The sequence below is a fragment of the Stenotrophomonas sp. GD04145 genome (assembly GCF_029835135.1).
Taxonomy (GTDB): domain Bacteria; phylum Pseudomonadota; class Gammaproteobacteria; order Xanthomonadales; family Xanthomonadaceae; genus Stenotrophomonas; species Stenotrophomonas maltophilia_P.
Genome location: NZ_JAODZG010000006.1, coordinates 85,047 through 102,505 on the forward strand (window position 1 = coordinate 85,047; position 17,459 = coordinate 102,505).

Consider the following 17,459-nt stretch of genomic DNA (forward strand, 5'->3'; position numbering starts at 1 on the left):
CGTGCCTGCACGCCTGTCCATCAATGCGCGGGCTGCGTCTGTAGTGCACTTGGCCCCCTGCGCAGCAGGTACAGCGCGACCAGGAAGGGCCACAGGGAGTTGATGGAAGAGAACAGGCGCTGGGTGAGTCCCCTGAAACCCTGCGGATCCGCGCCCACCAGGTTCAACCATAGATAGACCACTGCCGCGATGCTCACCACGGCAGTCACGGCATAGGCCCTTCGGTTGGCCGACCAGGCCCGCAGTTCGATATGCGACATCGCCGGCGCAATGATGTTCGCGATACCGATGGCGTAGAAGCCGTGCATCGGATGACCCATGGGCCAGAGCCCATTGGTCAACATGGAGACGCCAAAGATCATCCAGCAGGCGGCACCCACGGCGATCCGGCGCCCGGATTCCCGCCATAGCGCGATGGCAAACAGTACGAACCCCAGCCCGCAGCCGATGGCGGCGATCCGTCCGCACAGGCTTGCGAGCGCGGGTGCCTGCAGCAGCTCGCTGGCGTGCTGTGCAATCGGGTTGTAACCGGGTGCGAGCATCGCAGCAACGGTGGTCCAGAACAGGAACCATGGCAGGGGTATCAGACCCGCGAAAAGAAGAGGTCGGCTGTGGCGCAACATCTGCAATGATCCTTGTCGGGGTCTGCGCGGGTCGGCGAATCCATTCAAACACCACCGCCCTCTCGTCCTAAGGGCAGTGCCGCGGCAGTCAGACTCGCCGTGGCGCGCTGGACGGTCAATAGGTGGAAAGTCACTCGCACCTTCGCAGACGCGCGCCGCACGCTGTCGCAATCAACGCACTCTTCTCCCTCCAACAGACGAATCTGACGGGGCCGTCGCAGAAGTACCGAAAGCCCCGCCGTTCAAGCCTCTCGCGCCACTCCTCCCTATACGACAATGCCAGAAACGTCTCGGGCCTGGCCGCATTGGCCCCGATCCCTTGGCACTCCCCACAACGGCAGGTAATTGTTGCCCGGCCACCGTGGATCGGTGGCCGGGCCTCGAAAACCCGCCGTTGTGATGAAGTCTCCGCCTGCCGGCCATGGCGGGCGGTGCGTGGGGGCCTCGTGCCCGCCGGCCCAACACAACCCGGTTTTCGAGCCACGCATCGTCCGCCCCCCTACTGGTGGCAGCTTATGCCCGCCCGTGCCGGCGCATTCCCTCAGTAGTCGTAGCTCACGCTGACGCGCAGCGAGCGCGGTGCCTGCCGTACCGTCGCTGCGCCGTACAGCGGGTCCGGCTGCCCCGGATCCAACTCGGAGTACGGCGATTTCCACAACGCCACCTGGCTGTTGAATACGTTGAACACATCCAGGTTGAAGCCCAGTCGCCCAGCCGCCACCGAAGGCCGGTAGGAGACACCCAGATCCAGCTGTTTCAGCCAGGGCAGCCGCCCCTGGCTGCCCGGAGGCGCGGGCTGGCCGTTGTAGAAGTGGTAGGCAATGCCGTAGCCGGAAGGGTCTTCGAAGTTCGGGCCATACGAACCCAACGCGCTGAAGGGCGCGCCGGAAATCGCCTTGAGGTTGGCCGAGACCAGCCATTCCGGCGTCAACTGGTAGTAACCATGCAGCTTGAACTGGTGGGTGTGGTCGTTGCTCTGCGGCCCGTTGGTGTGTTCCATCAGCTGCGCGTAATCCCAGGCCTGCGTGGTCGACACCGCCGTCTGGCCGATGCCCGACAGCAGCTGGCCTTCGGTGGTGCCATAGCTGCGCGACCACGTGTAGTCCGCCCGGCCATACCAGCGGCCATCAAACGGGTGCTCCAGCGACAGGTTCACCGCGTAGTAGTTGCGCTTGAACCTGGGGAAGCCCATCTCGGCATTGGTCAGCGGCACGCTTACGTAGTTGCCGCTGGTATCGACCAGATTGAAGGTGTTCGCACGGCCAGGATTGATCAACCAGCAACTGACCGGATTGCTGTCCTTGGTGACGTCATACCCCAGGCTGTCGGCCTTGGCCAGCACCGCGCCGATATCGCAGTAGTCATCCACGCCGCTGCGCAGCACCCGATAGGTCGCCTTCGCGCCGTACACCCAGTTCTGGCCGAGCGCCCTGCTGAAGCCCAGGATGAACTCGTCCTGGTAGGACGGCTCGATGCCGGAGGTCGCCACCGTCTTCGGATCGGGCAGCACGCCGTAGTAGTTGTTGGCCGACACCGCGCCGGAGAACGCGGTGAGGTCGGTTGGATAACCGTTGCTGTCGATGCCGCCATAGGTGTAGTACGTCGAGGTGGCCAGCGTCGCGCCCGCCGCGTTGAATGCAGGGTTGAGCGGCAGCGCGAGGTAGTAGCGACCCACGTTGCCGAACACCTTGAAGCGCCCGTCGCCGTCGACGTCCCAGCTGAAGCCCAGCCGCGGCGCCCACTGCCCGCTGGTCTGCTTGATGTAGGCGTCGCCATCGCGGTTGTAGTTGGTGAACTGATCCAGGCGCAGGCCCAGGTTCAACAGCAGGCGGTCGGTCACCTGCCAGCTGTCCTCGATGTACTGCGCCCGCTGCGAGGCGCGTACCGACGCCAGTGCGCTGTAGATGTACTGGCGCACGTAATAACCCTCCTCACCATTGCGGATGCCGCCGGTGGCCGGCACGCCCAGGCCGGTATTGAGGGGCACGTTCGGGTTGGACTGGCCATAGATCCAGTAGTAACCGTCGGCGGAGGCCACCGAGCCACGGTTGAGCGCACGGGCATTCTGGTTGTCGATGCCGACCGTGATGCTGTGGTTGCCCCATCTGTAGTTCGCATCCAGTCGCAGGTTGTTGGTGCGGTTGCCGCGATCCGGGTTGACCAACAGCGACGTGGTCTGCGCATTGGTGATCGGCGTACCACCGTTCAGCGCCGGATTCTGCAGCGTGGCGCTGCTGATGTAGGTCAGGCTGCCGTCGTAGGCCGGGTTGCCGATGTAGTCATCGGTACGCATTTCGCCATACTGCGCGCTGACGGTAAGCCGGTCGGTCAGGTAGCCAGTGTACTTGGCCGTCCACAGGTCGCCACCGGTCTTGGTGGTGTCTTCCTTGCCACGCTGCGCACCGCGGGTGAGCGTGTCGTAGTCGTAAGCGAAGCTATCGCCCCGGAAGACATTGCGGCTGGAGGCTCCGGTCAGTTCCAGCAGGTGGTTGTCGGTGATGTTCCAGTCCAGCTTGGCGTACCAGCGCGGGCGGTCGTACTCATAGCGGGAGTAAGCATTGGTCGCCTCCACATTCTTGACGTCGGTGCCCTCACGGCGCTCGAGCTCGTACGAGCCGAAGAAGAACAGCCGGTCTTCCAGGAGCGGGCCACCGGCGTAGATGCTCTGCGTGGTCACCCACTCGCGGTCCTGGCTTTCCGGTGAATACAGCGCGCCATTGCCCGGGTAACGCACATCGTCCTTGTCCGAGCGCGTGGACGCTGGTTCCCAGGTGACCTGGCCACCGAATCGCCACTCATTGGTGCCGCGCTTGCCCACCGCATTGATGACGCCGCCATCGGAACGGCCGTACTTGGCGCTGTAGCCACCGGTGTAGATTTCCTGCTGGTCGATGCTGCCGTAGGGCAGCGTGAGGCCACCCAGACCGCGCAGTGGATCGGTGCTGTTGAAGCCATTGATGTAGTAGGCGTTCTCGGCAGCGGACGAACCGCCGAAGCTCACCAGCTGTGCACCGGTCGGGCCGGCATAGGTGCCATTGCCACTGTTGCCGCTGACCCCGGGCGCAAGCTGCGCGATCGCCTCGGCCGAGCGACCCAGTGGCAGGCGCTGCAGCTGCTCGGCCGTGATCACCGTGCGCGAGTCCACGCTGCTGACATCGATCGCAGCCGCGGCCCGGTCGGCGCTGACCTGCACACCGTCCAGCCGGATGACGTCAGCGAAGGACACCTCGGTACTGGCGCCTACCGTCAGCGAAATGCCCTCGCGGGTCTGCAGCACGTTCCCTTCGGCATCGCGTGCTTCCACCACGTAGCGGCCCAGTGGCAGCTGGCCGACGGTAAAGCGGCCTCGTCCATCGACCGTCACCTCGCGGGTGAGGCCGGTATCGCTGCGAACGAAGATGCGCTGGGCGGTGGCCGGCGCCTGTCCGGCGATCGCGCCGGTGGTGGACTGCGCATGAAGTGTGGGAGACGCGGTGGCAAGCAACACCGCCAAAGCCAGCAATCGCGGGCGCAGTGAAGAACGAGCTGTCGTCATCGTGGGCTGTACGGGTAGTGGGGGAAGCAATGCCAGCCGCAATCGGTGGACCAGACATCGCACATTCATTAACCCCGCCCGCGCCCCAATGCAGAAATGCTCAGTGGTTATCTGCTTTTGGCCGACGGTCATACCGAGCCGCGCGCGCGTCGGTGCCTCCCCCCCTCCTCGTGCCACGCAGGAAAGCCCTAGGCGCCTGGCCAGCAATGCCTGATGGCGACGGACAGAGTGACGGCCGCACCATCGAGCCTCTCTCTCTGCAGGAAGCACACATGAGCCTGGCCCTGGTCTACAGCCGTGCCCGCGCCGGGGTCGAGGCCCCGCTGGTGCGGGTGGAAGTACATCTTTCCGGTGGCCTGCCCGCCACCCAGATCGTCGGTCTGGCCGAAACCAGTGTGCGCGAGTCGCGCGAACGCGTACGTGCGGCGCTGCTCTGCGCGCGCTTTGATTTCCCGCAACGGCGCATCACCCTGAACCTTGCGCCCGCCGACCTGCCCAAGGAAGGTGGGCGCTACGATCTGGCCATCGCCCTGGGCATTCTTGCCGCCAGTGGCCAGATCCCGCCGCAGTCGCTGCTGCCGTACGAGTTCCTGGGCGAGCTGGGCCTGACCGGCGAGCTGCGCCCGGTTGCAGGCGCGCTGCCCGCCGCCATCGCGGCGGCCGAAGCGGGCCGCATCCTGGTGGTCCCACCGGGGAATGCGGCCGAATCGGCGCTGGCCGAACACGCCGACGTGCGCGTGGCCCGCACGTTACTGGAATGCTGCGCCGGGTTGGGCAATCCGCGCCTGCTGCCGCAGGTTGAGCGGGTGGACACCATGCCCCTGCCGCTGCCGGATCTGGCCGATGTGCGCGGGCAGGTGCATGCACGGCGGGCGCTGGAGGTGGCTGCGGCCGGCGGGCACCACCTGCTGCTGATCGGCAGCCCCGGTTGTGGCAAGACCCTGCTTGCGTCACGCCTTCCCGGGCTGCTGCCGGCGTCCACCGAGATCGATGCGTTGCAGCTGGCGGCCATCACCTCGGTCAGCGGCGAAGGGCTGGACCCGAAGCGATGGCGGCAACGACCATTCCGCGCGCCGCACCACAGCGCCAGCGCTGCGGCACTGGTGGGCGGCGGCAATCCGCCCTGCCCCGGCGAGATATCACTGGCGCACCATGGGGTGCTGTTCCTGGATGAACTTCCCGAGTGGAACCGCAGCGCGCTGGAGACCCTGCGCGAACCGCTGGAATCGGGCCACATCCGCATCGCCCGTGCTGCACGCAGCGTGATGTTTCCGGCGCGGTTCCAGCTGGTCGCGGCGATGAACCCCTGCCCCTGCGGTTGGGCCGGCGACCGCAGCAACCGTTGCCTGTGCACCGATGAGCGGATCACCCGCTATCGCGCCCGAGTCTCGGGCCCGTTGCTGGACCGCATCGACCTGCACATCGCGGTGACGCGCATGGATGCGGTGGAGCTGCGCGAGAGCACGCCGCTGGGCGAGCCCAGTGATGCGGTGCGCAGGCGGGTGGAGGCTGCGCATGCGCGGCAGCAGATGCGCGGGGGACTCAATGCGCATCTGCCGCCCGCTGCGCTGCGCGCGTGCACGCGACTGAGCGAGGCCGACCAGGATCTTCTGGAACATGCCATCGAGCGCCTGCAGCTGTCAGCGCGCGCGATGCATCGCATTCTGCGCGTGGCACGCACGATTGCCGACCTGGCCGGGTGCGAGAACATCCAGACCGCACATCTGGCCGAGGCGATTGGCTATCGACAGCTGGATCGGGGCACACAGAACCGCTAACGCCATCCGGAGTCAAAGAGACAGGCCCTGCAGCGCCTGCCTATCCCGCCTCACCAGCGCCGCCACCCGGCGACTGACCAACGCATGCAGTTCCATCAATTCGGATGCCCGCTCGGCGGTCATGTTCTTGCCGAACAGAACCCGTGACAAGCCAGCGGCCTGGCTATCGTGCGGATGTTGCCATCGGTCCCGATAGACCTTCTGGCAGACCAGCCAGGCACGGTTCAAGCCGCCACCGGGCAGCGGCCGCACCACGCGCTCATACACGTGCCAGAACTGGTATTCGGCCTGCATGTCGATCGCCGAAGCCAGGAATGGCCCACGCAGGCGCCGTCCCTGGCTTCGGGTGCCCTGCAGCGGTGATCGCGGGATGTGCTGTGTCATCCCGGCAGGATGGGCCCACAACATTGTGGGAACCTTGCGCCGCCGCCGGGGCCGGAGAATGCCTGCCGGCCGTTTCCACTTCTGTGCAAGGAGATCCGGCTCCAGTCCGGTCGATCTGCAGCGCAACGGGCAACACTTTGCCCTCGTCACGCTTGCCCTGACTGTTACCGTCATCCTCTGGGATCAATGCACTACGGCTGGTGGCCACCGGCCCGTTCAGCAGTGGAGGGCTGGACCCGAAGCAGTGGCAGCGCTGCGCGACTGCACACGCCTGCGCGCCGATTCCTACTGTTTTGCAGTTACGGCAAGGCTTGATGCGGCCTTCTCGATGGCATCCGCCAACGAGGTTCGCGCATCGGTCACCTTATCAAGCAGTGCATCGATCTGATCGTCCGAACCTCCAAACCACAGTTCATTTTCCAGCTCTGCCGTAGCAGCATGCAGTCCGTAAGCAAAGGGTCGCAACTCCGGAAAATGCAGGAGGGAAATTCCGTAGGCGTCACTGGTTGGCTTGGATGCCTGCTCGAGCACAGGAGGGGGAAATGAGCTACTGGTTCGCGACTGAAGATTCGCGTCAGCGAGCCGGATCCTGGCCAGCTCTATTGCTGACCACAATTCGCCCAGCTTCAACGATTTTACTTCGCGCTCCGCCTGGATCCGATCCTGCTCCTTGTTCTGCAGCTCTCTCGCATGTTCGCGGGAGGCCTTGCGGGACTCCGTCAATGAGACGCCGATCTGGGCGATCACCGACGAAACGACCGTGACACAGCCCGTCGCGATGATAACCACAGCTTCGTTGGGTATCTCAATCATCCACGTTCCCCCTGGAATCACGCATGGCGGCTCATGACGCCAGCCCCTCCAACATTTGTGGTCTGCATGATAGTTGAATCGCGCCCTGAAGCCAGAACCCTTCAATCCGTAAAAGGATCTGACGCCGAACAGCGCTGATGGCGGCGGGAGCATGCGACCTATGCGCGGGTACAGCCAGGCGCCTTACCGCAGCACGAAGCGCTCAATGGCGCGTGCCACGCCGTCATCGGCATTGCTGGTGGTTTCAAACCGCGCCACCGCCTTCACCGCGTCAATGGCGTTGCCCATCGCCACGCTGGTGCCGGCGTACTGCAGCATGGTCAGGTCGTTCTCCTGGTCGCCGATGGCCATGACGTTGGCACGGTCGATCCCCAGGTGCTCCGCCAGTTTCTGCAGGCTGGGGCCCTTGCCTGCACGATGATCGAACACCTCCAGGAAGAACGGCGCGCTCTTCAGCACCGCGAAACGCTCGGTCAGCTCACTGGGCAACCGCGCGATGGCCGCGTCCAGCACCTCCGGCTCATCAATCATCATCAGCTTGATGAAGGACATGGTGGGATCCATGTCGGCCACTCGGCGGTACGACAGCGGCATGCGCGAAAGGTGCGAGTCGGCCACCGTGTAATAGCTGATGTCCTGATTGGGCGTGTACATGCGCTGGCTGTCCAGCGCCTGGAAGTGCACGCCCAGTTCGCGCGCCACCTGCTCGCAGAACAGGAAATCGTCAAAGCTGAGCGGGTACTCGACCACCGTTTCACGCGTGCCGATGCGCTGCACCAGGCCGCCGTTGCAGGCGATGCAGTAGTCGTCGTTGCCATCAATGCCCAGTTCGTGCAGGAACGGCGCCAGGCCGGGGACCGGGCGGCCGCTGGTCAGCACGATGTGCACGCCCAGCGCGCGCGCCTGCGCGATAGCCTGCTTGGCGCGTGCGGTGAGCGCGTGGGTGGGATCCAGCAGGGTGCCATCCATGTCGATGGCGACCAGTTCGACGGTCGATTGCCTGCGGCCCATGTCCATTGCGTTCAACTCATGCGGGGCACGCCAGTTTACCCCCTCATGCCCGGTTCACCTCTTTGCCCACGTTGGCCGGGATACTGCCAGAGCCTGTGCGTCCCACACCGCAGGACGGCCCGTTGACCGCCCTTCCCTGGAGAAGCTTGCGACGCATGACCTACCGTGCCCCCGAAACCAACGACAGCGCCCCCTTGGCCCAGCAGATCGAGCAGATGATCGACGAGCTGCCCGGTGACCAGGTCAGCGTCGGCACCTTGCTCGGCGCGCTGGGCGATGAAGGCCTGCTGCTGATCGTGATCCTGCTCTCGGCCATCTTCATCATTCCGGTGTCGATTCCCGGGCTGAGTACCGTATTCGGTGCCTCGATCCTGCTGATCGGCCTGAGCCGGGTGCGCAACCGCCCGCTGTGGGTGCCCCAGAAGCTGGCCCGTCGCGAGATCGCCACCGACAAGCTGAAGGCCAACCTTGGCCGCGCACTGAAGTGGGTGCACCGCATGGAGCGCCTGTCGCGACCGATGCGGCTGGCGGTGATGGTGCGCTCGAAGAAGATGATGCGCCTGAACAACCTGGCCCTGATCGTGGCCACGCTGCTGCTGATGGCGCCGGCCGGGCCGATTCCCTTCAGCAACACGCTGCCGGCACTTGCCCTGATGTCCTTCGCCATCGGCTTCATCCAGCGTGATGGCGCGGCGGTGGCAGCCGGCTATGCCTTCCTGGTCGCCACGGTTGCGTACTTCGGCGTGCTGCTGGGCGGCGTCGGGTTTGCGGCCGAATCGGTGTTCAGCGGGATCCGCAGCGGTACCACGGAACTGTAGAGCCGAGCCCACGTTCGGCTGCTCTTCGACCTGTACGCGGAAACCCAGCGCTGCGCGCGTAGGCCGAGCATGGGCTCGGCCCTACAGAAGCCAGATCCAGAGCAGTCGAGCATGGCTGGACTCTGCAGAGCTACCTGGCCGACACACGCCACACCACATCGCCGACGTCGTCGGCCACCAGCAGGGCGCCCTCGCTGTCGATGGCCATGCCCACCGGTGCGCCCCTCAATGTCTTCTCGTCCTCCGAGGCAAAGCCACTGACCACGGTCTGCGGACGCCCCGTCGGCCTGCCATCCTTGAACGGCACATACACCACTTCATAGCCGCTCAGCGGAGAGCGGTCCCAGCTGCCATGTTCGCCGATGAAGGCGCCGCCGTGGTACTTCGCCGGCAGTGCCTGGCCGGTATAGAACAGCAGCCCCAACGGTGCCACGTGCGAACCGATGGCGTAGTCCGGGCGGATCGCCTTGGCCACCAGATCCGGCCGCTGCGGCTGCACGCGCTCGTCCACATGCTGGCCGTAGTAGCTGTACGGCCAGCCGTAGAAACCATGCTCCTGTACCGAGGTGAGATAGTCCGGCACCAGGTCGGCACCGATCTCGTCACGCTCGTTCACCACTGCCCACAGCCTGCCGGTGCTGGGTTCCCAGTCCAGGCCGGTGGGGTTGCGCAGGCCGGAGGCATAGATGCGGCTGCCGCTGGTCGCCACGTCCACCTCCAGCACCACCGCGCGCCGGTACTCGATGGCCAGGCCGTTTTCGGTGATGTTGCTGTTGGAGCCCACGCCCACGTACAGCTTGCTGCCATCGCGGCTGGCCAGCAGATCCTTGGTCCAGTGGTGGTTGACGGTGCTGGGGAGGTCGGTGAATTCGCTGCCCTTGTCGGACATGCGCGTTTCGCCGGGCACGTAGTGGTACTTCATGATGTTGTCGGTGTTGGCGACGTACAGCGTGTCGCCGATCAGGGCGATGCCGAATGGCGAATGCAGGCCCTCGATGTAGACGTGCTGGGTCCATGTGGCAGTACCGGGCGCGCGCCGCAGCAGCGTGACCCGGTTGCCTCCCTTGCCGGCCTTGCCCGAGCGCGCCTTCACCTTGCCGGCAATCCATTGCTTGGGGGTGGTGACCGGCTCGGTGCCCGGACCGTTGCCTTCCACCACCAGCACATCGCCATTGGGCAGGGTCAGCAGGCGGCGCGGGTGCTGCAGGTTGGCAGCGATGCGCTCGATCTTCAGTCCGTCGGCCACCGACGGCGCCTGCCCATCGGCCCAGCCCACCCCGCGCGGTACCTGCATGGGCGGCATCAGGTAGTTCTCCGGCGCCGGCAGCGGCGGATGCGCACCGGATTGTTCGCTGGGGTGATATTCGGCTTTGCCGGCACACGCCGACAGGATTGCGGCCAGGACCAGCCCGCCTGCAGCAGGCACGATGCGATCAACCATGACGGCCTCCTTGCAGCACCGGCGGCTGCAGTGACAACAGGACATGGCCAAGACCGATCAGTGCAACGGTCAGCGCCGACAGGATCGTGCCGGGAACGGCCACCGCATACGCATCACGGCTGTGCACGAAGGCGTTCCAGATGGCCAGGGCGACCGCCACCAGATTGAGCAGGAAATCGAGGCGGTCGATGCGCGTGGCAGTGTTGCCCCGGCGCCAGACGGCGAACAGGTTGATCAGTCGCGGCACGATGGCGATGAGCAGGCCGAACGTGATCAGCCAGGCCGCAGATTTGCCCCACATCACCTCTGCAGAGTTGAGGTAGATGGCATCGAAGATGAGGGCGCCGACGAAGAAGCCGAACGGGATCGGGTTCAACAGGCTGAACAGCGTCGTGCCAAGGCCACGATGGGCCTGGGCCAGCGGATTGACCATCGTCCTGCTCCATTGCGGGGAAGTGCAGGGGCCTTGGTAGCACAGTCGGTGGTGAAGGCGCGCGATGAGCCTTCGGTTCTGCGACGAGGCCAGGCTCGGCCTTACAACAGGAATGCGCAGTCGTCATTACCGCGAGGCATGAGTGTTTGTGACGCAATCGGCACATCTGCAGATTGCTGCCGTGAAGAGGTAGGGGGTTCTCGGTTGTGTCGCGTTTGGCTCGTTGCGATGGGGCAATTCCGTCCCGCCGTCCTGCCATGCCGATTCACAACAGAAGGATTCGTGTATGAAGCGACACACGCACCACTCCGCGCCACCGCGCTCCGCGCGGCTGGCCCTGGCCACTGCCCTGGTACTGGGCAGCCTGGCCGTGACCGCCCAGGCCCAGCAGGCCGATCCGTTGGCCGGGATCCAGTGGCATCTGCTCAACACCGGGCAAGCGGTACAGGGCGACACGCGCCCGGTTGCCGGCAATGATCTGAACGTGGATGGGCTGTTCCGCAATGGCATCCGCGGCGAAGGGGTGATCATCGGCATCGTCGACGACGGCCTGCAGATCGCCCACCCGGACCTGGCCGCCAATGTGGCAGCCGTGGCGGGCAAGAACTTTGCCAACAACTCCAACAACCCCTCCCCCTCCGCTCCGGATGTGGACAATCACGGCACCATGGTCGGCGGCATTGCCGGCGCGGTGGGCGCCAACGGCGTGGGCGTGCGCGGCGTCGCCCCGGCGGCCACGCTGAAGGGCTTCAACGTACTGGCCTCCGATGCAAGCGGCAGCCAGACGGCCAACATCGAGTACTCGTGGTGGGACGGCGCCGAGGCCGCCGACGTGCAGGTGTTCAACAACAGCTGGGGCGCAGGCCCGGGCAATCCGAACCTGCCGTTCGCGTTCAGCGAGAACGATATCCGCGCGTACGAGCAGGCCCTGTCAGGCACGCGCGGCGGCAGCGGCGGCATCTACGTGAAGTCCGCCGGCAACAACTTCAACAACGCATCGATCAGCCAGACGCAGGATGTCTGCACCACCGACACCAAAAACCGCGGCACCGGCTGCGTGCCTGCCGGCCGCGACCCCCGCAACAATCTGTTCAATGTGATCACCGTGGGTGCGGTGCGCGCCGACGGCGTGCGTTCGTCCTATTCGTCCACCGGTGCCGCGCTGTGGGTGTCCGCATTCGGTGGCGAGTACGGCTGGCAGCGGCAGGTCGTCCCGGGCCAGCCTGCCGTCCGCTACGATCCGGCCATCGTCACCACCGATGTCACCGGCTGCGCGCAGGGCAGCAACAAGAACACGAGCCTGCGCAACACACTGGACGGCAATCAGTCCGCTGTCGACAGCACCTGCAATTACACCGCCAAGATGAACGGCACCTCGGCCTCGGCGCCGATGGTGTCGGGCGTGGCGGCGCTGGTGCTGGAAACCAATCCCAACCTGACGTACCGCGACGTGAAGTACATCCTTGCCACCACAGCCACCCGCAACCACCCGAACCAGCCTGCCGTGACACTCGCCGATGGACGCACGCTGGTGCCGGGCTGGACCGTCAACGCTGCAAACCGGGCCTACAGCAACTGGTACGGCTTCGGCGTAGTCAACGCGGCGCGCGCGGTGGAGGTCGCAGAGAACTTCCAGTCTCTGGGCCCGCTGGTGGACAGCGGATGGCGCAACACCACGCGCCGGGTCGCCATCGGCAACACCTCCGCTGCTGCAGCGCGGCTGACGGTGCAGCTGGCCAATGTCGCACGCAACGTCGAATCGGTGCAGCTGGGCTTCCGGGTGAGTCACAGCAACACCCGCCAGCTGCAGTTCGTGCTGGTTTCGCCCAGCGGCACGCGCAGCGTGGTGCAGCCGGCGTTCACGTCGATCGGCTCCGGCCTGTCGGGTTCCGTGGCGATCCAGCGCAACTTCACCAGTTGGGACCTGCTGTCCAGCAACGCCTTCCTGGATGAGACCGGCAACGGCACCTGGACCCTGGAAGTGACCGACATGGGGCAGTCCGCGAACGCAGCGTCGCGCGGCAGCCTCGAATTCTTCAAGATCCGCGTTCTGGGGCACTGATGATGAAGACGACCATTCTGCTGACCACCCTCGCCGTCGCGGCGATCTCCTCTACCGCCTGGGCACAGAGCTCGACCCAGGCCCCTGCAGCCAGGAGCCTGTCTGCCGTGGACGCACAGGAACTGAAGGCCGGGGCCACGGGCCGCGCGTTCAACGTGGGCGCGACCCGCTTCCAGCTGGCGCCGTCGGCCACCGTGCAGCAGGCCAAGGGCGGTGAGTTCCGCATCACGCCCTCGACCGACGCACCGGCGCCCGCCACCGGCACCCGCAGCAAGCGCTCCACCGACGCCAGCAGCACCGGCGCCGCCGCGCGTCTGGATGCTGGCGCCGGCAAGTTCGCCGCCGCGGTTTCCAGCGACGGTGCGCCGGTGGTGGCTACCTCCCGGGTAAAGGTCTTCTTCACCGATGCGGCCTCCGCACAGCGCGCGGCAACGGCCACCGGCGGCACCGTGGTGAAGGTGTCCAAGGCCTCCGGCCGTGCGATCGTCGAGTACCCATCGGTGAACGCCGCACTGGACGCGACCACACGACTGCTGTCGACCGCCGGCATCCGCGCCGCCGAGCCCGACGTCGTGCAGTGGGAAGAAACCAAGTAAGGCGGTAGAGCGTTGTGTGGTATCCCCGGCGGGCCGGCTCTCCCGGCCGGCCGGGGACTTTGCCGGAGTCGACCGGCGGCCCGGTTCTCTCCCCCATGTCAGCCATCCACTGCGCAAGAACTGCTAAGCGCAGCGGCAGCCGATCCGCTACTGTGCCGGACAGTGCAGCGGGGATGGCGGGATGAGCGCGGCAGGCAAGGCGTTGTGGTACATCGAAACCCATGCGGGCCGTCCGCTGGCGTTGGCCGATATCGCGGCAGCCGCTGGCCTGTCGCCCTTCCATCTGTCGCGTCTGTTCCACGCGCGCACCGGCACGTCGGTGATGCGCTACCTGCGCGGCCGCCGCTTGAGCATGGCGGCGCAGCGGCTGGCCGACGGTGCCGACGAAATCCTGCCGGTGGCGATGGACGCGGGTTATTCCACGCATGCCGCGTTCACCCGTGCCTTCTGCGAGCAGTTCGGGCAGACCCCCGAACGGGTGCGCGAGTCCGGCACTGCGGATCTGGTCCTGGTGCAGGCGGCGCGCGTGGACGACATTCCCACCGCCTGCAGCGTGGCACCGCGCCTGCTCGACACGCCTTCGTTCCAGGTGGCCGGAATCGGCATGCGCCACACCCGCCACAGCAGTGGCGCCATCCCCGGCCAATGGGCGCAGCTCAACCGGGAGTGGCCCAAACCCGCACCGGTCAGTTTTGGTGTATGCCACGACAGCGATGACGACGGCGGATTCACCTACCTGGCCGCCTTGCCCAGCGCCGCGCTGACCTCGATTCCAGCACATTGGCAGCGCCTGCAGATTCCCGCGCGCCGCTATCTGGTGGCCTGGCATGACGGCCACATCTCGTCCATCCGCGCCACCTGGTTCTGGTTGCTGGATCACTATCTGCCCACCTCCGGATTGAGTCTTGCCGCGGCGCCGGACCTGGAACGCTACGACGCCCGCTTCGACGAGCACAGCGGCAATGGCGGTGTGGAGATCTGGCTGCCCGTGGACCCCCACCCCTGATGAATGCAACACACTGAAAGGAGTCGTGCGATGCGCTTGATGCACCTGCTGCTGGGCCTGGTCCTGATTGCCCCCGCGTCGCTCGCCGGCGTCCCCGGCAGTGGCCTGGCCGGCGAACACCAGGCAGTGACCACCGTGTCCAGCGCTGCGGTACGCGACGCGCAGCAGCGCGATACGCTTCGCTACACCGTCTGGTATCCGGCTATGGCGGGCAGCAGCGAAGTGCCTCTGCGTATCGGTCCGCCCGATGCACCGTTGTTCGTGGTGGGCCAGGCGGCGCCGGAAGCCGCCATTGCCGGTGGCCGCCTGCCGACCTTGCTGCTCTCCCATGGCAACGGCGGCAGCGCCCGCATGATGGGCTGGCTGGGCACCGCGTTGGCGCGCGCCGGTTATCTGGTGATCGCCGTCGATCATCCCGGCAACAACGGCGTGGATGAATTGACCCTGCGTGGCAGCATGCTGAGCTGGCTGCGTGCGGATGATCTGCGCGCCGCACTGGCCGCCGTGCAGGCCGATCCCAGGCTGGGGCCGCACGTGGATGCGGAGCGGATCGGTGTAATGGGCTTCTCGGCCGGAGGCTACACGGCCCTGCTGGCGGCGGGGGCGCGGCCGGATCTGCGGCGGCTGCGTGAATTCTGCGAAGCCCATCCGGATGACGGTGTGTGCCAGCCCCAGAGCGAGGCGCCGTCGCACACCCTGGAGGCTCGCAAGGCCGCGGCGGCGGCAGCGGATCTGGCGCCGTGGATGGCCCACGCCGATGATGCCCGCCCGGTCCCGGGTGTGCGCGCCGTGTTTCTGATGGCACCGGCGATCATGCAGGCGTTCCCGCCTCAGCAGTTGCAGGCGCTGCGGCAACCGGTGTCGATCCTCCAGGGCGCGGCGGACACGGTCGCTCCTGCGGCCACCAACGCGGAGGTCGCCAAGGCGTCCATCACGGAGGCGAGACTGGATGTCCTGCCCGGTGTCGGCCACTACGACTTCCTGTCCGAATGCACGCCGCTGGGCCAGCAGCGACTGCCCGCCCTGTGCAGCAGCCAGACGCCAAGAGCGCAGACGCATGCACGCACCATGGCGGAGGCGCAGCGGTTCTTCGAGGCCGCCCTGAAGCCGCGTCCATAGCGCTTCGCGACGCCCTGTTGCACGGATGACGACGGCGCGCGAAGACCCGTGCCGCTACACTGTCAGCGCACGCTTCGAGGCGGAGAGACCATGCGTCTGTTGCATCTCACCCTGCCGGTATCCGACGTCACCGGGGTGGCGGCCTATTTCCACGATGTGTTGCAGCTGCCGGTCAGCGACAACCGCATTCACATCGGCTGGAGCACGATCGAGCTGCGGCTGGCCGAGGACGTCGCGGTCGGCGGCGTGCACCTGGCCTTCAACGTGCCGGACAACCGCTTCGCGGCCGCCATGACCTGGCTGCGCGAGCGTACGCCGCTGCAGCGCAACCCGGCAGGACTGGACTACTTCGCGCTGGAAAGCAGCTGGCAATCGCAGTCGGTGTACTTCACCGGCCCGGATGGACTGATCCTGGAGCTGATCGGCCGGCGCCGGCTTCCCTGCAGTCCGCAGGAAGGCGCCTTCCATGGCAGTGAGATGACCTGTCTGAGCGAAGTCGGCCTGCCCAGCCACGATGTCGATTCGGTGCGCCTGCAGGCCACCGGGCGCTTCGGCCTGCAACCGATCAGCATGCCGTCGGCCCGGTTCGCACCAATGGGCGATGACGAGGGCCTGCTGATCGTCGTTGCCGCCGACCGCCGCTGGTTCCCCGAACAGAAGGACCTGCCCAACGCACGGGGATTGCAGGTGCTGCTGGGAGATGTACCCGCGGGCAAGCTGCGGGATGCGGAACTGGGCTGGGAGGTACGCGCCGTACCGCATCGGCGGGGCTGAACGGGCCGTGTGCCGTGCAGGAACCTACAATGGCGTTCCCTCCCGTTGCCGGACCCTCCATGCGCCGCATCCTGCTGTTGTTCGCCCTGTTGTTGCCCGCTGCCGCGGCGACGGCCGTGGATCTCCAGGAGGGCGACCTGCTGTTCGTCACCGCAGGGCAAAGTGGCCTGAGCGCTGCCATCGATGACGCGACCGGTACTCAGGCTCATCCCGGTTTCGATCATGTGGGTCTGGTGGCCGCCACGACGCAGGGCTGGGAAGTGCTGCATGCGGACGAGAAGGGCTCGCGCCGGCAGACGTTGGCTACGTTCCAGCAGGAGGCGCGCGCCCGGCTGCGGCAGATCGTGGTCTACCGCCTGCGCGCACCGCACAACGCTGCCATCGGCGACGCCGTCGCCACCGCGCGTACCCTGCTTGGAAGGCCCTACAACGCCTCCTACGTGCCGAACGATGACAGCTACTACTGCTCGGACTTCATCGAACGTGCCTTCCGTGCCCACCATGTATTCGCGCTGCAGCCGATGAACTTCCGCAATCCGCAGACCGGGAAGATCGCCCGGCATTGGATCGACCTCTACCGCAGCATGGGCATGGACGTACCGCAGGGCGTACCGGGTACCAATCCCAACGACATGTCGGCGGCGCCCGTGCTGGAGCGGATCGGCACACTGGAATGAGAAGCCCCGCACAAGGCGGGGCTTCAGGCGATGCTGGACAGGGACGCGAGGGTCACTCTTCCTCGTCCTGCCCGCCCTGCTGCTGGTTGCGCTGGCCGCGCTGCTGCTGTTCCTGCTGCTGTTGCTGCTGCTGATCGCGACCGCGCCCCTGCTGATCCTGCTGATCCTGCTGCTTCTGGTTCTGCTGGTTCTGCTGGTTCTGATTGTGCTGGCCCATTGCGGTGTCTCCAGTGCCACTCGCGGAATGCGGTGGTTGCGGCCATCGTCTGCAGCGGTGGGTTAACCATGCGTTGTGACGCAGCTACAGAAATGTGCATGCGCGTGAATGAACCGGCGTGGCGCCTTGTGCCGCAAGCGGCTGAAGGATTCATGTGGGTTCGGCATGTGCT

The 17,459-nt window shown here is 66.1% G+C and carries 16 protein-coding genes; 8 read left to right on the plus strand and 8 right to left on the minus strand.

What is annotated here, in order from left to right:
• Positions 1–20 precede the first annotated feature (20 nt).
• Positions 21–623 (minus strand): DUF998 domain-containing protein, encoded by a 603-nt coding sequence (locus N7367_RS05375; RefSeq protein WP_164151930.1) that lies wholly within the window; start codon positions 621–623, stop codon positions 21–23.
• A 541-nt stretch (positions 624–1,164) separates the two neighbouring features.
• Positions 1,165–4,158: a TonB-dependent receptor gene (locus N7367_RS05380; RefSeq protein WP_279941879.1), complete on the minus strand. Its 2,994-nt coding sequence runs from the start codon at positions 4,156–4,158 to the stop codon at positions 1,165–1,167.
• 272 nt (positions 4,159–4,430) lie between these two features.
• Between N7367_RS05380 and N7367_RS05385 the strand changes: the two genes are divergently transcribed.
• Complete coding sequence (locus N7367_RS05385) at positions 4,431–5,936, plus strand: YifB family Mg chelatase-like AAA ATPase (RefSeq protein ID WP_279941881.1); 1,506 nt, start codon at positions 4,431–4,433, stop codon at positions 5,934–5,936.
• Positions 5,937–5,948: 12 nt separating this feature from the next.
• Here N7367_RS05385 and N7367_RS05390 read toward each other — a convergent pair whose 3' ends face one another.
• From N7367_RS05390 to yidA, 3 genes are all read right to left on the minus strand, one after another.
• Complete coding sequence (locus N7367_RS05390; RefSeq protein ID WP_345781890.1) at positions 5,949–6,344, minus strand: hypothetical protein; 396 nt, start codon at positions 6,342–6,344, stop codon at positions 5,949–5,951.
• A 261-nt stretch (positions 6,345–6,605) separates the two neighbouring features.
• Positions 6,606–7,133, minus strand: a complete 528-nt coding sequence (locus N7367_RS05395) for a hypothetical protein (RefSeq protein ID WP_279941883.1) — start codon at positions 7,131–7,133, stop codon at positions 6,606–6,608.
• 183 nt (positions 7,134–7,316) lie between these two features.
• Positions 7,317–8,150, minus strand: a complete 834-nt coding sequence (gene yidA, locus N7367_RS05400) for a sugar-phosphatase (RefSeq protein ID WP_279941884.1) — start codon at positions 8,148–8,150, stop codon at positions 7,317–7,319.
• A gap of 149 nt (positions 8,151–8,299) precedes the next feature.
• Between yidA and N7367_RS05405 the strand changes: the two genes are divergently transcribed.
• Positions 8,300–8,962, plus strand: a complete 663-nt coding sequence (locus N7367_RS05405; protein WP_279941885.1) for an exopolysaccharide biosynthesis protein — start codon at positions 8,300–8,302, stop codon at positions 8,960–8,962.
• Between the two features lie 130 nt (positions 8,963–9,092).
• Here N7367_RS05405 and N7367_RS05410 read toward each other — a convergent pair whose 3' ends face one another.
• Entirely contained in the window at positions 9,093–10,403 is a 1,311-nt protein-coding gene (locus N7367_RS05410; RefSeq protein WP_053518151.1) for a sorbosone dehydrogenase family protein, read from the minus strand.
• Positions 10,396–10,836: a DUF2231 domain-containing protein gene (locus N7367_RS05415; protein ID WP_053518153.1), complete on the minus strand. Its 441-nt coding sequence runs from the start codon at positions 10,834–10,836 to the stop codon at positions 10,396–10,398. Before N7367_RS05415 ends, N7367_RS05410 begins: the two co-directional genes overlap by 8 nt.
• Positions 10,837–11,122: 286 nt before the next feature.
• Here N7367_RS05415 and N7367_RS05420 point away from each other — a divergent pair, with 286 nt between their 5' ends.
• The 6 genes from N7367_RS05420 (at position 11,123) to N7367_RS05445 (ending at position 17,070) form a co-directional block, all read left to right on the plus strand.
• Positions 11,123–12,898: a S8 family serine peptidase gene (locus N7367_RS05420; protein ID WP_279941886.1), complete on the plus strand. Its 1,776-nt coding sequence runs from the start codon at positions 11,123–11,125 to the stop codon at positions 12,896–12,898.
• On the plus strand, positions 12,898–13,494 hold the full coding sequence (locus tag N7367_RS05425; protein ID WP_345781889.1) for a DNA breaking-rejoining protein: 597 nt from the start codon (positions 12,898–12,900) through the stop codon (positions 13,492–13,494). The genes N7367_RS05420 and N7367_RS05425 overlap by 1 nt, the downstream gene beginning before the upstream one ends.
• 181 nt (positions 13,495–13,675) lie before the next feature.
• The gene (locus N7367_RS05430) at positions 13,676–14,500 is read left to right on the plus strand and encodes an AraC family transcriptional regulator (RefSeq protein WP_065174337.1); all 825 of its coding nucleotides are present in this window, start codon (positions 13,676–13,678) and stop codon (positions 14,498–14,500) included.
• 30 nt (positions 14,501–14,530) lie between these two features.
• The gene (locus tag N7367_RS05435) at positions 14,531–15,619 is read left to right on the plus strand and encodes an alpha/beta fold hydrolase (RefSeq protein WP_279941888.1); all 1,089 of its coding nucleotides are present in this window, start codon (positions 14,531–14,533) and stop codon (positions 15,617–15,619) included.
• A gap of 90 nt (positions 15,620–15,709) precedes the next feature.
• The gene (locus tag N7367_RS05440; RefSeq protein WP_279941889.1) at positions 15,710–16,393 is read left to right on the plus strand and encodes a VOC family protein; all 684 of its coding nucleotides are present in this window, start codon (positions 15,710–15,712) and stop codon (positions 16,391–16,393) included.
• Positions 16,394–16,452: 59 nt separating this feature from the next.
• Positions 16,453–17,070: a YiiX/YebB-like N1pC/P60 family cysteine hydrolase gene (locus tag N7367_RS05445; RefSeq protein WP_065181487.1), complete on the plus strand. Its 618-nt coding sequence runs from the start codon at positions 16,453–16,455 to the stop codon at positions 17,068–17,070.
• Between the two features lie 52 nt (positions 17,071–17,122).
• On the opposite strand, the gene N7367_RS05450 is transcribed toward N7367_RS05445, so the two are convergent.
• Positions 17,123–17,287, minus strand: coding sequence for a hypothetical protein (locus N7367_RS05450; RefSeq protein WP_180875603.1), 165 nt, complete (start codon positions 17,285–17,287; stop codon positions 17,123–17,125).
• Positions 17,288–17,459 lie beyond the last annotated feature (172 nt).

Bases quoted from the DNA above. Each gene is read 5' to 3' on its own strand.
- N7367_RS05435 (WP_279941888.1), top strand. From the start codon at position 14,531: ATGCGCTTGATGCACCTGCTGCTGGGCCTGGTCCTGATTGCCCCCGCG.
- N7367_RS05395 (WP_279941883.1), bottom strand. From the start codon at position 7,133: ATGATTGAGATACCCAACGAAGCTGTGGTTATCATCGCGACGGGCTGT.
- N7367_RS05390 (WP_345781890.1), bottom strand. From the start codon at position 6,344: ATGTTGTGGGCCCATCCTGCCGGGATGACACAGCACATCCCGCGATCA.
- N7367_RS05375 (WP_164151930.1), bottom strand. From the start codon at position 623: ATGTTGCGCCACAGCCGACCTCTTCTTTTCGCGGGTCTGATACCCCTG.
- N7367_RS05450 (WP_180875603.1), bottom strand. From the start codon at position 17,287: ATGGGCCAGCACAATCAGAACCAGCAGAACCAGCAGAACCAGAAGCAG.
- N7367_RS05410 (WP_053518151.1), bottom strand. From the start codon at position 10,403: ATGGTTGATCGCATCGTGCCTGCTGCAGGCGGGCTGGTCCTGGCCGCA.
- N7367_RS05380 (WP_279941879.1), bottom strand. From the start codon at position 4,158: ATGACGACAGCTCGTTCTTCACTGCGCCCGCGATTGCTGGCTTTGGCG.
- N7367_RS05440 (WP_279941889.1), top strand. From the start codon at position 15,710: ATGCGTCTGTTGCATCTCACCCTGCCGGTATCCGACGTCACCGGGGTG.
- N7367_RS05415 (WP_053518153.1), bottom strand. From the start codon at position 10,836: ATGGTCAATCCGCTGGCCCAGGCCCATCGTGGCCTTGGCACGACGCTG.
- yidA (WP_279941884.1), bottom strand. From the start codon at position 8,150: ATGGACATGGGCCGCAGGCAATCGACCGTCGAACTGGTCGCCATCGAC.
- N7367_RS05430 (WP_065174337.1), top strand. From the start codon at position 13,676: ATGAGCGCGGCAGGCAAGGCGTTGTGGTACATCGAAACCCATGCGGGC.
- N7367_RS05405 (WP_279941885.1), top strand. From the start codon at position 8,300: ATGACCTACCGTGCCCCCGAAACCAACGACAGCGCCCCCTTGGCCCAG.
- N7367_RS05385 (WP_279941881.1), top strand. From the start codon at position 4,431: ATGAGCCTGGCCCTGGTCTACAGCCGTGCCCGCGCCGGGGTCGAGGCC.
- N7367_RS05420 (WP_279941886.1), top strand. From the start codon at position 11,123: ATGAAGCGACACACGCACCACTCCGCGCCACCGCGCTCCGCGCGGCTG.
- N7367_RS05425 (WP_345781889.1), top strand. From the start codon at position 12,898: ATGATGAAGACGACCATTCTGCTGACCACCCTCGCCGTCGCGGCGATC.
- N7367_RS05445 (WP_065181487.1), top strand. From the start codon at position 16,453: ATGCGCCGCATCCTGCTGTTGTTCGCCCTGTTGTTGCCCGCTGCCGCG.